This window comes from Conexibacter woesei DSM 14684, assembly GCF_000025265.1.
Lineage (GTDB): Bacteria > Actinomycetota > Thermoleophilia > Solirubrobacterales > Solirubrobacteraceae > Conexibacter > Conexibacter woesei.
This window is the reverse complement of the sequence record NC_013739.1, coordinates 2,476,599-2,490,652: the sequence shown is the minus strand read 5'-3', so window position 1 is coordinate 2,490,652 and position 14,054 is coordinate 2,476,599. Positions and strand designations below refer to the sequence as shown.

Sequence of the window (14,054 nt, the reverse complement as noted above, 5' to 3'; positions counted from 1 at the left end):
TAGCCTAGCAAGCGCTTGGTAGAAGAGGTAGGATTCGTTCGCGATGCCACCAACCACACCACAACCACCCGCGGGCCGGTCGCTGCTGGCCGGCAGAGTCGTCCTCGTCACCGCGGCCGCGGGCACCGGCATCGGCTACGCCGCCGCCGAGCGCTGCGTGCTCGAAGGGGCGCGCGTCGTGCTCAGCGACCGCCACGAGCGCCGGCTCGCAGAGGCGGCCGACCGGCTCGCCGAGCCGGCCGGCGAGCGGCCGCTCGCGATCCCCTGCGACGTGACGGCCGAGGCCGACGTGCAGCGGATGATCGACACGGTCGTGGCCGAGCACGGCCGGCTCGACGTGCTCGTCAACAACGCCGGCCTCGGCGGCGAGGCCTCGATCGTCGAGATGACCGACGAGCAGTGGTCGACCGTCCTCGACGTCACGCTCAACGGCACATTCCGCTGCACGCGCGCGGCGCTGCGGCACATGGTCGCCCGCGGCAGCGGGGCGATCGTCAACAACGCCTCGATCTCCGGCTGGCGCGCGCAGGCGGGTCAGGCCCACTACGCCGCCGCGAAGGCCGGCGTGATGGCGCTGACGCGCTGCGCCGCGCTCGACGTCGCTGCCAGCGGCGTGCGCGTCAACGCCGTCTCGCCCAGCCTCGCGAGGCACCCCCACCTCGCCAAGACCTCCTCGGAGGAGCTGCTCGCCGGCCTGGCGACGCGCGAGGCGTTCGGCCGCGCGGCCGAACCGTGGGAGGTCGCCACCGTCATCGCCTTCCTCGCCAGCAACTACGCGTCGTACATGACCGGCGAGGTCGTCTCCGTCAGCAGCCAGCACCCGTAGGAAGGACCCGCACCAATGACTCCACCCGCACTCGTCACCGCGACCGTCGGCGACGACGGGATCGCCGAGGTCGTCGTCGAAGCCCCGCCGGTCAACGCGCTCACCGTCGCCGGCTGGTTCGAGCTGGCGCGCGTCCTGCGCGAGCTGGGCGACGACGACGCCGTGCGCGTCGTCGTCCTGCGCGCCGAGGGCCGCGGCTTCAACGCCGGCGTCGACATCAAGGAGATCCAGGCCGACGCCGGCGGCCACCGCGCGCTGCTCGGCGCCAACCGCGGCTGCTACGCCGCGTTCGCCGCCGTCTACGAGTGCGCGGTCCCGGTCGTCGCGGCCGTCCACGGCTTCTGCCTCGGCGGTGGGATCGGCCTCGTCGGCAACGCCGACGTGATCGTCGCCTCCGACGACGCGACCTTCGGGCTGCCTGAGGTCGACCGCGGCGCGCTCGGCGCCGCGACCCACCTCGCCCGCCTCGTCCCCCAGCACAAGATGCGGGCGATGATGTACACCTCCGCAACCGCGACGGCCGCCGAGCTGCACGCCTTCGGCTCGGTCCTGGAGGTCGTGCCGCGCGAGCGGCTGCGCGACGCCGCCCGCGTCGTCGCCGCGCAGATCGCCGCGAAGAACCCGCTCGTGATCCGCGCCGCGAAGGAGGCGCTCAACGGGATCGACCCGGTCGACGTCAAGCGCAGCTACCGCTTCGAGCAGGGCTTCACGTTCGAGCTGAACCTCGACGGCGTCGCGGACGAGGTCCGCGACACGTTCGGGCGCACGGAGGGCTGACGCCGTGGACCTGACGTACACCCCCGCGGAGGAGGCGTTCCGCGCGGAGGCGCGCGCGTGGCTGGAGGCGAACGTGCCGCACGGGCTGGAGTCCGGCGACACCGCCGCGGGCTTCGCCCAGCACCTCGAATGGGAGCGGACGCTGTTCGAGGCGGGCTGGGCCGTCGTCTCCTGGCCGCGGGCTTACGGCGGCCGCGACGCCTCGATCTGGGAGTGGCTGATCTTCGAGGAGGAGTACTACCGCGCCGGCGCCCCGATGCGCGTGACGCAGAACGGCATCTTCCTGCTCGCCCCGACGATCTTCGAGCTCGGCACGCCCGAGCAGCAGGAGCGGCTGCTGCCGCGGATGGCGGCGGGCGCAGACCTCTGGTGCCAGGGCTGGTCGGAGCCGGGCGCCGGCAGCGACCTCGCCGCGACGAAGGCGCGCGCCGTCCGCGACGAGCAGCGCGGCGGCTGGCGGCTGACCGGGCAGAAGACGTGGACGACGCGCGGCGCCTTCTGCACGCACATGTTCGGGCTCTTCCGCACCGACGCCGAGAGCGAGCGCCACCGCGGCCTGACCTACTTCATGGTGCCGCTCGACGCCCCCGGCGTGACCGTGCGCGGCTTCGGCCGCCTCGACGGCGACGAGGGCTTCGCGGAGGTCTTCCTCGAAGACGCCTTCGTCGGCGACGACGCCGTGCTCGGCGGCGTCGACAGCGGCTGGAGCGTCGCGATGGCGACGACCGGCTCCGAGCGCGGTCTGACGCTGCGCTCCCCGGGCCGCTTCCTCAGCGCCGCCGAGCGCCTCGTCGCGCTGGCGCGCGAGCGCGGCGCGGCCGGCGACGCGCTTGCGCGCGACCGCGTGGCGCGGGCGTGGATCGACGCCGAGGCGTACCAGCTGTTCACGCTCCAGCAGGTGACCGAGATCGCCGCCGGCGCCGCGACCGGCGCCCGCTCCAGCCTCAACAAGCTGTTCTGGTCCGAGCTCGACGTGCGCCTGCACGAGACGGCGCTCGACCTGCTCGGGCCCGAGGCCGAGCTCGACGGACCGTGGTCGCGCGGCTTCCTCTTCGCGCTCGCCGGCCCGATCTACGCCGGCACCAACGAGATCCAGCGCAACATCGTCGCCGAGCGCGTGCTCGGTCTGCCCCGGAAGTGAGGTCACACCCATGCGCTTTGCGTTGACGAGCGACCAGGCCGCACTGCGCGCGGCGGTGCGCGACCTGCTGCGAGCGGAATGCCCGCCCGCCGCCGTGCGTGCCGGCTGGCCCGGCACCCCCGACGCCGACGGCGGCCGGGTGCGCGGCATCTGGGCAGAGCTGGCCGAGATGGGCGTGCCGGGCGCCGCCGTCCCGGAGGCGGCAGGCGGCCTCGGCCTCGACGCCTGCGACCTGGTCGGCATGCTGGAGGAGTGCGGCCGCGCCGCCCTGCCGCTGCCGGTCGTCGAGACCGTCTTCGTCGCCGGCCCGCTGCTCGCCGCCGCCGGCGGCCACGAGCCGCTGCTGGAGCGCCTGACCGCCGGCGACCTGCTCGCCGGCGCCGCGCTCGACGGCGGCTCGCTCGTCCCCTACGCCTCCGTCGCCGACGTGCTGCTGCTCGGCGACGCGCGCGAGGCGCGGTCGATTGCTGGTCGTGGAGACCAGCAATCGACCGCGGCTGATGGCGAGCTGCGGCTGGTCGAGGCGCCGGCGTTCGAGCCCGTCGCGTCGGTCGACGGGGCGCGGGCGCCGGGGCGCGTTGCGGACGCCGCGACGGCGGGGGTCGCGCTCGACGCCGATCCCGCCGACGTCGCCGCCGCCTGGAACCGCGGCGCGCTCGGCACCGCCGCGCAGCTGGTCGGGCTCGCGCGCACGCTGCTGGCGATGGCGACCGAGTACGCCCAGGAGCGCAGACAGTTCGGCGTCGCGATCGGGACGTTCCAGGCCGTCAAGCACCAGCTCGCGAACGCGCTGCTGGCGGTCGAGTTCGCCGCGCCGGCGGTGCTGCGCGCCGCCTGGTCGCTCGACACGGGCGCGCCGAGCGCCGACCGCGACGTCGCGATGGCGAAGGCGCTCGCCTCCGACGCCGCCGAGCGGGTCGCCGCGGTCGCGCTGCAGGCGCACGGCGCGATCGCCTACACGACCGAGTACGACCTCCATCTGTTCGCCAAGCGCGTGTGGGCGACGAGCCGCACGTGGGGCGACGCCGACTGGCAGCGCGCGCGGGTCGCCGCGGCGCTGGGACTGACCGAAGCGGGAGCGACGCGATGAGCGCGCAGACGGAAGCGGACGTCGTCGTCACCGAGCGCCGCGGCGCGGTGGCGATCGTGCGGATGAACCGGCCGAGATACCGCAACGCGCAGAACTCCGCGATGACCTACGCGCTCGACGACGCCTTCTACGCGGCCGTCGCCGACGACGAGGTGAAGGCGATCGTGCTCGCGGGCGCGGGCGAGCACTTCTCCGCCGGCCACGACATCGGCAGCCCCGGCCGCGACACCGACAGGTCGTTCCCGCGCCGCGCGCAGCTGTGGTGGGACCACGTCGGCAGAGCGGGCGCCGAGCAGCGGATGGCGCGCGAGGCCGAGGTCTACGTCGGCATGTGCCGCCGTTGGCGCGAGCTGCCGAAGCCGACGATCGCGATGGTGCAGGGCGCGTGCGTCGCCGGCGCGCTGATGCTGGCGTGGTCGTGCGACCTGATCGTCGCCTCCGACGACGCCTTCTTCGCCGACCCGGTCGTGCGGATGGGGATCCCCGGCGTCGAGTACTTCGCGCACCCGTGGGTGATGGGGCCGCGCTTCGCGAAGGAGCTGCTGTTCACCGGCGAGCGGTTCGGCGCCGAGCGCGCGCTGTCGCTCGGGATGGTCAACCGCGTCGTCCCGCGCGCCGAGCTGGAGGCGGAGACGCTGGCGCTCGCCGAGCGGGTCGCGAAGATGCCGCGGCTCGGCCTCGCGTTGACGAAGAAGGCGGTCAACCAGGCCGAGGACCTGATGGGCCTCCAGAGCGGGATCGACTCCGTCTTCGGCCTCCACCACGTCGCGCACGCGCACAACGCCGAGGTCGGCGGCGACCACCTCGGCGGCCACGACGCGCGCTCGATGCGCGACGCGGCGAGACCGGCCTAGCGGCCGATCGCGTCGGAAGGGTCTAGTCCTTCGCCTTCTTGCGTCTGCCGCGCGCGATCCCGTCGAGCAGCATCGCGACGTAGTGGTCGGCGATCTCGGGCGCGCTGTGCTCGCCGCCCGATCTGTACCACGAGGCGACCGTCCACAGCGCGGCCCGGATCAGCCGGTACGCGAGCGGCACGTCGAGCGAGCGGCGGAACTCGCCCTCGTCGATCCCGCGCTGCAGCACCTCGGTCCACGCGGCCTCGAACCGCCCGCCGGCGTCCCGCAGGTAGGCGAAGCGCTCGAGCGCGGCGAGCTGGCGGCCGTCGTTCTGGTAGATCACGACCGCGGACTGGTGCCGATCCATCGCGAGCAGCGTGGCCGAGACCAGCGCCGCGAAGGTCTCGCGCGCGGGCTCGCGCGCGGCGACGATCTCGTCGTACTGCGCGAGGACGTCCTCGAGGAAGCCGCTCAGGATCGCGTCGGCCATCTCCTCCTTGGAGGAGAAGTGGTGGTACAGGCTGCCGGACAGGATCCCCGCCGCGTCGGCGATGTCGCGCACCGTCGTGGAGGCGTACCCGCCGGTCGCGAAGAGGTCGGCGGCGATCGTCAGCAGCTCGTCGCGCCGGCCGGTCCCGGCGCGACCCGCCGCTCTCGCCGCCGACGCCCGCGACGCTCTGGCGGCCGGTCGCTTGCTTCTCTGAGCCATGCCGAGACTCTATGCAATGCGCCGGCTAGGAGAGTCGTTCGACGACCACCGCCATCCCCTGGCCGCCGCCGATGCACATCGACTCGAGCCCGATCGTCGCGTCGTCGTCCTGCAGCGTGTGCAGCAGCGTCGTCATGATCCGCGCGCCAGTCATGCCGAACGGGTGCCCGAGCGCGATCGCGCCCCCGCGCACGTTCAGGCGGTCGAGGTCGAGCCCGAGCTGCTCGGCGCTCGGCAGCACCTGCGCCGCGAACGCCTCGTTGATCTCGGCGCGGTCGACGTCGCCGATCGTCATGCCGGCGCGCTCCAGCGCCCGGCCGCATGCGTCGACGGGACCGAGCCCCATGATCTCCGGATCGACCGCCGAGACCGCCGTCGCGAGCACCCGCGCGAGCGGGACGATCCCGTGGCGGCGCGCGAACGACGCGCTCGTGACGACAACCGCCGCGGCGCCGTCGTTGAGCGGGCACGCGTTGCCGGCGGTGATGCGGCCGTCCGGGCGGAAGACCGGTCTCAGCGCGCTCAGCTTCGCGGCCGTCGTCCCGGCGCGCGGGCCGTCGTCGGCTTCGACGACGACGCCCGCGGGCGTCGTCACCGGCACGATCTCACGCGCGAACAGACCGGCCGCCTGGGCGGCGACGGCGCGCTGCTGCGAGCGCGCCGCCCACTCGTCCATCGCGGCGCGCGTGACGCCGGCGTGCTCGGCGACGTTCTCGGCCGTCTCGCCCATCGCGATGTAGACGTCGGGCAGGCCCTCGGCGGGCGCCCACGCGCTCGCGCCGCCCTGCGCACGGGCCGCCGTGCGCGCGCGGGCGCCGTCGAACGCCGGGTTCTTCGTCTCCGGCATCCCGTCGGCCTTGCCGCGCCCGTAGCGGCTGACAGCCTCGGCGCCGGCCGCGACGAAGCAGTCGCCCTCGCCTGCCGCGATCGCGTGCGCGGCCATGCGGATCGCCTGCAGCGACGACGCGCAGTAGCGGTTGACGGTGACGCCGGGAACCGCCGGCAGGCCCGACAGCAGCGCGACGACGCGGGCCATGTTGTACCCCTGCTCGCCGGCCGGCTGGCCGCATCCGAGCAGCAGGTCCTCGACATGCTCGGGCCGGACCTGCGGCACGCGCTCCAGCGCCGCCCGGACGGCGATCGCCGCGAGGTCGTCGGCGCGCAGCTCGGTCAGCGAGCCCTTGCCGGCGCGGCCGATCGGGGTGCGCGCCGTGGCGACGATGACAGCGTGCTCGCTCATGCGAACCGCACCTCCCCGCCGCTCAGGACGGTGCCGCGCGCGGTCGCGGCGGCGAAGCGCGTCGGCGTCTCCCCCGTCTCCCACGTCCTCACCTCGATCCGCTCGCCCGGCAGCACCGGGGCGGCGAAGCGCACCGCCAGCTCGCGGAGGTCGCACGCGTGTGCGCCGGCGATCCGGGCCAGCTCGCGCACGACGACGCCGAGCGTGCAGAGACCGTGCAGGATCGGCCGCGGCTGGCCGATCGCCGCTGCCGCCGCCGGGTCGACGTGGATCGCGTGCCGGTCGCCGGTGAGGCGGTAGAGCGCCGCCTGCTCGGGCGTCGTCTGCACGCTGCCGGTCGCGCTCGGCGGCTGCTCGGGATCGCCCGCCGCGGAGGGACCGCGCTCACCGCCGAAGCCGCCACTGCCCGGCGCGAAGATCGCGGCGACGGAGCGGAACTGGCGGCAGTCGACCTCGACCTCGAAGACGGCCGCGTCGCCCTTGTCCCAGACGTTCGCGACACGCGCGGTCAGCTCCAGCTCGCCGCGCGGCGGCAGCGGCTCCAGCACGTCGAGCCGCTGCGCGCCGTGGAGCGCGCGCGAGACGTCGAACAGCCCGCGCTCGCCGAGCGCGTCGGCGGCCCACAGGCCGAGCGCGGGACCGTACGTCGGCAGGGCGCGGAGGTCGCGCTCGAAGACCAGCTCCAGCTCGGTCGCACGGGCTCCGACCGCGAGCGCGTAGAGGATGGCGTCGCGGTCGTCGTACGCGACGGTGCGGCGACCGAGGTCGAGGCCGATCGCCTCTCGAGGATTCACGTGCGACATCTCCTTGTCTCTCACCGATGCGGCGCAGGCGGCGACCGCGGACATCACTCTACCAAGCGCTCGCTTGGTGCGTTAGCGTAGGCACCATGACCGACCCCTCCATCGAGACCCTCGTCACCGCGCTCGCCTTCCCCGAAGGCCCGCGCTGGCACGACGGGGCGCTGTGGTTCTCCGACACCCACGCCCGCGAGGTACTGCGCCTCGATCCCGGCAGCGGAGCGCTGGAGCGCGTCGCCTCCGTCGCGGGGCGGCCGTCCGGCCTCGGCTTCCTGCCGGACGGGCGGCTGCTGATCTCCGCGACCCACGACCGTCGCGTGCTGCGACGCGAGCACGACGGGACGCTCACCGTGCACGCCGACCTGTCGGCGGTCGCCAGCTGGCACACGAACGACCTCGTCGCCGATCGCCACGGCCGCGCCTACGTCGGCAACTACGGCGACGCCAGCGTGCCGCCCGCCGCGCCGCGCCCCGCCGCGCTCGCGCTCGTCCAGGCCGACGGCAGCGCGAGCGCGGCGGCCGACGGTCTGCTGTTCGCCAACGGCCTCGTGCTCAGCGGCGACGGCGGGACGCTGATCGTCGCCGAGACGCGCGCCGCGCCCGGACGCCTCACCGCGTTCACGGTCGACCAGACCGACGGATCGCTGTCGAACCGCCGCACGCTCGTCGCGTTCGACGACGCGGTCATGCCCGACGGCCTCGCGATCGACGGCGAGGACGGCGTCTGGGCGGCCTCGCCGTTCAGCGGGGAGGTGATCCGCGTCGACGCCGCCGGGACGATCACCGACCGAATCGCGGTCGCCGATCCGTACGCCGTCGCGCTCGGCGGCTCCAACGGCCGCGACCTCTTCGTCTGCACCGCGGACACGTGGCTGCCCGAGCGCGCCGCGCGCGAGCGCAGCGGCGCGATCCGGCGGCTGCGGGTCCGCGTCCCCGCCGCCCGCGGCTGACGCCGCGGGCCGGGTCCGGCCGCCTCAGCTCGGCGAGGCCGCCGCTTCGGCGGCGGCGGGCTTCGTCTCCCTCGCGGCCTTCGGCCGGCGCTGGACGACGGTCACCCCGACGGCGGCGATCAGGACGACGCCCTGGAAGATCTGCGGCGCCCACGTCGGCGCGCCCGCCAGCAGCAGGCCGACCGAGCCGGTGCCGAGCATCAGCACCGCGACGATCGTCCCCCACGGGTTGAAGCGGCCGTGGCGGAACTGCGTCGCGCCGAGGAACGCGGCGGAGAACGCCGGGATCATGTACGACGGGCCGTTGGTCGGATCCGCCGCCTGGATCCGCGCGGTCAGCACGACGCCGGCGAAGCCGGCGACGCAGCCGGAGAAGACGAGCGCGAGCGTGCGCACGCGGTCGACGCTGACGCCGACCAGGCGCGTCACCTCCGGGTTGAAGCCGGTCGCGTAGCAGTAGCGGCCCGCGGCGGTCTGCTCGAGGAAGAAGCCGATCACGATCATCAGCGCGATCATGTAGAGCACCGGCAGCTGGATCCCGGCGACGTCGGTCGAGGCGATCTCGCTGAACGAGCCGCTGACGCGCTCGGTGAGGATCTGGTCGCCGGAGATGCCGAGCGTCACCGCCGCGAGGATCGAGCCGGTCGCGAGCGTGCCGATGAACGAGTCGATCTTCATCCGCACGACGATCAGCGCGTTGAAGAGGCCGACGAGCGCGCCGACGGAGACGCCGAGCACGACGACGACGAGCGGGCTGAGGTCGGTGTTGCCGAGCAGCCACGCCGCGACGATGCCGGTCAGCCCCATCGTCGAGCCGATCGACAGGTCGAAGACGCCGGTGCTCAGCGGGATGATGATCGAGAGCGCCGCGAGCGCGGTGATCGAGTACTGGTTGAGGATCGACTTGAGCGTCTCCTCGCGCAGGAACAGGTCGGGGATCCAGATCGCGAAGGCAGCGATCAGCAGCAGCCAGACGTAGACCGCTCCGATCGTCCGGAACGAGAGGCTTCCGGCCAGCCGGCGGCCGAGCGGTCTGCCCGGGCGCCGACGGGGCCGCACGGCGTTGACGACGTTCTCGCTCATCTGTCCTTCTCCGTCTGATTCTTGTTCGATGCGGCGGCGGGGCCTGCCGCCGACCTGACGATCGCCTGCAGCAGGCGGCTCTCGGTGATCTCGGCGCCGCTCAGCTCGGCGACGACGCGGCCGCCGGCGAGCGCCAGCACGCGGTCGCAGACGCCGACGAAGTCCTCGAGATCCGAGGAGCAGACGACGAAGCCGGCGCCCGCGGCGGCCTGCTGGCGCACGAGGCCGTAGATGCCGTGGCGGGCGCCGATGTCGACGCCGCTGGTGGGGTCGTCCATCACGAAGACGTTCGGCCGCGTGTTCAGCCACTTCGCGAGGATGACCTTCTGCTTGTTGCCGCCCGAGAGGTTCGAGTAGAGCCGGTCGGCGTCGTTCGGGCGGATGTCGAGGCGCTCGATCCAGCCCTCGACCGCCTCCCGCTCCTGCGCGCCCTGCACGCGACCGCCGCGCGCGTACGAACCGAGCAGCGCGAGCGAGACGTTCTCGCGGATCGAGAACTGCCCGATCGCGGCGTCGGGATGACGGTTGGCGAGCACGAGCGCGATGCCGAGCCGCTTCGCTCGCTTCGGCGTCATCCCCGACCACGATCTGCCGTCGCCGTCGACCAGCTCGATCTGGCCCGGCGCGGCGCCGGTCAGCACGGCCGCAAGCTCCTCGCGGCCGGAGCCCGACAGCCCCGCGACGCCGACGACCTCGCCGCGGCGGACGTCGAACCCGACGTCGTCGAGCACCGCGCCGCGGATCCCTCGCACCGACAGCGCCCGCTGCTCGGTCGCGCACGATCTCGGCCGTCGTGCCGCGTCGGCCTCGACCTCCTCGCCGACGATCAGCTCCGCCAGCCGCGCGCGATCCATCCCGGCGACCGGGAACGTGCCCTCGCAGCGGCCGTCGCGCAGCACGGTGACGCGGTGCGCGAGCCCGAGGATCTCCTCCAGGCGGTGCGAGACGTAGAGGATCGAGACGCCGCGCTCGAGCACCTCGTGCAGCACGCGGAAGAGCGCCTCGACCTCGGCCGGTGGCAGCGCGGCGGTCGGCTCGTCGAGCACCAGCAGGCGGATCTCGCCGTGCAGCTCGTCGAGCGCACGCGCGATCGCGACCGCGCTGCGCTCGACCGCGCGCAGCGCGGAGACGGGCTGCTCGACGTCGACCTCGGCGCCGATGCGCGCCAGCAGCGCCTCGGCGCGGCTGCGCTGCCCGGCCCGGTCGACCTTCAGGCCCCGTCTCGCGAACCCCGACGCGAGGCCGACGTTCTCGGCCGCGCTCAGCTCGCCGACGAGCCCGAGGTCCTGATGTACGAAGCGCAGGCCGAGCCGCCGCACGTCGGCCGGCGAGCAGGGCTTGAGCTGCTCGCCGGCGACGGTCATGCGGGCGCCGGGGTCGGGCTCGTGGAATCCCGCGAGCACCTTGATCAGCGTCGACTTCCCGGAGCCGTTCTCGCCGACCAGCGCGTGGATCTCGCCACGGCCGATCTCGAACGAGACGTCGGCGAGTGCGCGCTGGCCCGGGAAGGTCTTGGAGAGCTGCTCGATCCCGACCAGCGCACCGGGTTCCATCAGTCGATCCCCCACAGCTTCCGGTACTGCTGCTCGTAGTCCTCGACCAGCGGGAACGTCTCGGTCGTGCTCGGGAGCGCGTCGGCGGTCACCGTCCAGATCGGCAGCGTGTGCGCCGTCGACGGTCTCGTCGACTCTCTGTTGAAGTGACGCAGCAGGAAGTCGACGTGGCGCCACATGATCTCCGGCTTCGCCGAGGCCGCCGCGGCGACGAGGTAGTTGCCGTCCTTCATGTACTGCGCCGTCGTCGGAAGGCTGTCGAGCGTGACGAAGCGGACGTCCTTGGAGATGCCAGCGGAGGCGAGCGCCGCGGGCACGCCGACCATCATGTCCGTGAAGCCGACGTAGACCCAGTTGACGTCGGGATGCGCCTGCAGGTAGGTCGCGATGCGGGTCGGCAGCTCGTTGCCGATGCTCGTCGCCGGGACGAGCTCGTCGGCGACCTTGCACGACGGGCAGCCCGCCTCGATCGCGTCCTTGAAGCCTCTCGCGACGAAGCCGAGGTTGGCGAAGGCGCTGGTGGTGACGGAGACCGCGTTGACGTCGTCGCCGCCTCTGTCGAGCACGTAGGCGCCGAGCCGCTCGCCGGCCGCGACGAAGTCCGGCCCGTAGTTCTGCGTCGCCGCATAGCCGTTCTCGGGCGGGTCAGCGGTCATCATGTTGAGCACCGGGACGCCGCGGTCGGCGAGCGCCTTCAGCTCCGGCTCGTAGAGCGCGCGCGAGAAGCCGCTGCCGACGACGGCGTCGGGATCGCCCTGCACGGCCTGGTGCCACGCGGCCTTCACGCTCTCGGGCGTGAGCCCCGCGTTGACGACTCTCAGTCTCCAGCCGACCGCCTCGGTCGCGGCCTTCAGCGGCGTCGTGAGGGCGACGCACGCCGGCGAGGAGCACTGGATCCAGTAGATCGTCTTGTCTCTCGCGATCGGGCCTCTGAGCGGGACGTCGATCCCGATCGACGTCGGGCGCTGCAGCGCTCTGGCGGTCTCCGGCGACGCCTGGCTCGCAGCCGTGGCCGCGGTCTTCGCGCCTGCCGGCGCGGCGTCGTCCTCCGCGTCGCTCCCGCAGGCGCTCAACGGCATGCCGACCGCCAGGACGGCGGCCATCACGGCCAGTCGTCCGCGGATGTTCCGCTCCACGATTGCTCTCCTCCTTCGCCCGATACAACCCAAGCAATTGCTTGGTTGGCAGATCCTAGTCCTGCTCCGGTGTCGCGTCAAGCACGCGGCGGCGAGCGCCGCCACGGCCTGAGGTCGAGCGCGGACGTCGGGGCGGCCTGATGCCGTGGTCAGACCGGCGCGCCGAGCAGCACGGCGACGGCACCGATCGCGCCGGCGCCGAGCAGGACCGTGACGACGCCGCGCCGGGCGACGAAGAGGCCGATCGCGGCGAGCGCGAGCACGCCGGCCTGCCAGGGGTGGGCGAGCGCGAGCGCGAGCGGGATCGCGGAGCCGAGGATCGCGCCGATCGCGGCCGGGCCGGCGCCGTCGAGGAAGCCACGCGCGAACGTGTTGGTGCGGACGCGCTCGAAGCGCTCGCCGCCGATGAGGACGATCAGGAACGACGGCGCGAACGCGACGGCCGCCGCGAGCAGGCCGCCGCCGAGCCCGGCGGCGGCGTAGCCGACGACGGCGACGGTGTGCACGACCGGTCCGGGCGTGACCTGGCCGAGCGCGACGGCGTTGAGGAACTCGGCGTTCGTCATCCAGTGGTAGACGTCGACCGCGTCACTCTGCATCAGCGGGATGATCACGAACCCGCCGCCGTAGGAGAGCGCGCCGACCTTCAGCGCCGTCCAGCAGAGCGCGCCGACGCCGCCGGTGGTGACCGCGGCGAGGACGGGCAGCCCCAGCGGCCAGGCGTGCAGCGCCGCCGCCGCGGTTCCGCTCACGCCGCGCCGGAGCGCGACCTCGAGCAGGCCGCAGGCGATCAGCACGAGCACGAGCCACGCGCCGACCGTCGCGGCCGCGGCGCCGCCCGCGAACGCGTAGATGATCCAGCGCACGCGCGCGGCGTGGTGGGCGCGGGCGTAGCTCGCCGGCACGAGCTGTGCCCCCGCGCTGACCGCGACGGCGGCGACGGCCGCGCCCGCGCCCGCCCCGGCGCCCTGCACCCAGGCGGGAGGGCCGCCGAGGAAGAGCGCGGCGAGCGCGAGGATCAGGACGAGGCCGGGGACGATGAACGCGAGCCCGCCGACGACCGTGCCGGCGAGCCCGCCGACGCGGTGCGCGCAGAAGATCGCCAGCTGCGTCGAGGACGGTCCGGGCATCAGGTTGCACGCCGCGATCGCGTCCTCGAACGTCTCCGCGTCGATCCATCTCCTGCGCTCGACGCACAGCTCGCGCAGCATCGCGATGTGGACCGGCGGCCCGCCGAACCCGAGACAGCCGATCCGCCCCCACTCCCGCACGATCGTGGCCAGGCCGACACGCTGCTCGACGCCGGTCACTCGTCGACCTCGCCGGCCAGCTCGCGCAGGAACTGACGCATGGCGGACGACGATATCGGCTTCACGGACCGGACCGGATCGCCCGCTCCCCGGGCATCTGTTCAGTACGCGCGGACGCGGGTGGGTCTCACCCGGATCACTGCGGAGTAGTCGGCGAACAGCGCCTCGGGCGTCAGCTCGGCCGAGCGCATCTCCTCCTCGTACTTGTCGGCGTAGGCGGCAGCCTCGCGCTCACCGATCGGATCGGGGTCGACGGTGGCGACCCCTTCGAGCGTGAGGATGCCCCCGTCGCCCCCGTCGCCCGCTCGGTCGACCTCCAGGTGCAACGCGACCCTGGGGTTCTCGCGCAGGTTGCGGACCTTCCGGCTGCCGGGCTGACTCACGATCAACACGCTGTGCCCGTCCCACAGGAAGCCGACCGGCGACGACTGCGGCTGGCCGTCGGACCGGACCGTCGTGATCCAGACCTCATGCTCGTCACGCAGCCGCGTCTCGGCTCGGGCACGCGCGGCGTCGTCGAGGTTGGGCAGCATCGCTCGCTCTCCTTCGATCGCTGTTCGGATGGGCTCGACCGCGTCGAGGATGCTCATCCTCACCGATGTT

Annotated in this window: 14 protein-coding genes; 6 read left to right on the top strand and 8 right to left on the bottom strand. The window is 73.7% G+C overall.

Annotated features, from left to right (window positions below):
- The first annotated feature begins 43 nt into the window (after positions 1-43).
- Genes CWOE_RS11725 through CWOE_RS11705 form a run of 5 tightly spaced genes read left to right on the top strand, consistent with a single transcriptional unit; the run spans position 44 to position 4,688 of the window.
- Positions 44-826 carry an SDR family oxidoreductase gene (locus CWOE_RS11725; RefSeq protein WP_012933828.1) on the top strand — a complete coding sequence of 261 codons (783 nt, stop codon included), beginning with the start codon at positions 44-46 and terminating at the stop codon, positions 824-826.
- 15 nt (positions 827-841) lie between these two features.
- Positions 842-1,603 carry an enoyl-CoA hydratase family protein gene (locus tag CWOE_RS11720; RefSeq protein ID WP_012933827.1) on the top strand — a complete coding sequence of 254 codons (762 nt, stop codon included), beginning with the start codon at positions 842-844 and terminating at the stop codon, positions 1,601-1,603.
- A gap of 4 nt (positions 1,604-1,607) precedes the next feature.
- Positions 1,608-2,744 (top strand): acyl-CoA dehydrogenase family protein, encoded by a 1,137-nt coding sequence (locus CWOE_RS11715; protein WP_012933826.1) that lies wholly within the window; start codon positions 1,608-1,610, stop codon positions 2,742-2,744.
- Between the two features lie 10 nt (positions 2,745-2,754).
- Positions 2,755-3,834 carry an acyl-CoA dehydrogenase family protein gene (locus tag CWOE_RS30595; protein WP_012933825.1) on the top strand — a complete coding sequence of 360 codons (1,080 nt, stop codon included), beginning with the start codon at positions 2,755-2,757 and terminating at the stop codon, positions 3,832-3,834.
- On the top strand, positions 3,831-4,688 hold the full coding sequence (locus CWOE_RS11705) for an enoyl-CoA hydratase (protein ID WP_012933824.1): 858 nt from the start codon (positions 3,831-3,833) through the stop codon (positions 4,686-4,688). Before CWOE_RS30595 ends, CWOE_RS11705 begins: the two co-directional genes overlap by 4 nt.
- 22 nt (positions 4,689-4,710) lie before the next feature.
- Here the strand turns inward: CWOE_RS11705 and CWOE_RS11700 are convergent, their stop codons facing one another.
- From CWOE_RS11700 to CWOE_RS11690, 3 genes are read right to left on the bottom strand one after another with little or no spacing between them, the layout of a single operon-like run.
- The gene (locus tag CWOE_RS11700; RefSeq protein WP_012933823.1) at positions 4,711-5,379 is read right to left on the bottom strand and encodes a TetR/AcrR family transcriptional regulator; all 669 of its coding nucleotides are present in this window, start codon (positions 5,377-5,379) and stop codon (positions 4,711-4,713) included.
- A 25-nt stretch (positions 5,380-5,404) separates the two neighbouring features.
- Positions 5,405-6,619 carry an acetyl-CoA C-acetyltransferase gene (locus CWOE_RS11695; RefSeq protein ID WP_012933822.1) on the bottom strand — a complete coding sequence of 405 codons (1,215 nt, stop codon included), beginning with the start codon at positions 6,617-6,619 and terminating at the stop codon, positions 5,405-5,407.
- On the bottom strand, positions 6,616-7,422 hold the full coding sequence (locus CWOE_RS11690) for a MaoC/PaaZ C-terminal domain-containing protein (protein WP_041732279.1): 807 nt from the start codon (positions 7,420-7,422) through the stop codon (positions 6,616-6,618). The genes CWOE_RS11695 and CWOE_RS11690 overlap by 4 nt, the downstream gene beginning before the upstream one ends.
- A gap of 86 nt (positions 7,423-7,508) precedes the next feature.
- Between CWOE_RS11690 and CWOE_RS11685 the strand changes: the two genes are divergently transcribed.
- Positions 7,509-8,369 carry an SMP-30/gluconolactonase/LRE family protein gene (locus CWOE_RS11685; protein WP_012933820.1) on the top strand — a complete coding sequence of 287 codons (861 nt, stop codon included), beginning with the start codon at positions 7,509-7,511 and terminating at the stop codon, positions 8,367-8,369.
- A gap of 24 nt (positions 8,370-8,393) precedes the next feature.
- Here the strand turns inward: CWOE_RS11685 and CWOE_RS11680 are convergent, their stop codons facing one another.
- From CWOE_RS11680 to CWOE_RS11660, 5 genes are all read right to left on the bottom strand, one after another.
- A complete protein-coding gene (locus CWOE_RS11680; RefSeq protein WP_012933819.1) occupies positions 8,394-9,452 on the bottom strand; it encodes an ABC transporter permease in 1,059 nt (352 codons plus the stop codon).
- A complete protein-coding gene (locus CWOE_RS11675) occupies positions 9,449-11,005 on the bottom strand; it encodes a sugar ABC transporter ATP-binding protein (RefSeq protein ID WP_012933818.1) in 1,557 nt (518 codons plus the stop codon). Before CWOE_RS11675 ends, CWOE_RS11680 begins: the two co-directional genes overlap by 4 nt.
- Positions 11,005-12,141 carry a sugar ABC transporter substrate-binding protein gene (locus tag CWOE_RS11670; RefSeq protein ID WP_012933817.1) on the bottom strand — a complete coding sequence of 379 codons (1,137 nt, stop codon included), beginning with the start codon at positions 12,139-12,141 and terminating at the stop codon, positions 11,005-11,007. The genes CWOE_RS11675 and CWOE_RS11670 overlap by 1 nt, the downstream gene beginning before the upstream one ends.
- A gap of 149 nt (positions 12,142-12,290) precedes the next feature.
- Entirely contained in the window at positions 12,291-13,451 is a 1,161-nt protein-coding gene (gene chrA, locus CWOE_RS11665) for a chromate efflux transporter (protein ID WP_012933816.1), read from the bottom strand.
- A 101-nt stretch (positions 13,452-13,552) separates the two neighbouring features.
- Positions 13,553-13,984 (bottom strand): TIGR03667 family PPOX class F420-dependent oxidoreductase, encoded by a 432-nt coding sequence (locus CWOE_RS11660; protein WP_012933815.1) that lies wholly within the window; start codon positions 13,982-13,984, stop codon positions 13,553-13,555.
- Between the last annotated feature and the right edge of the window lie 70 nt (positions 13,985-14,054).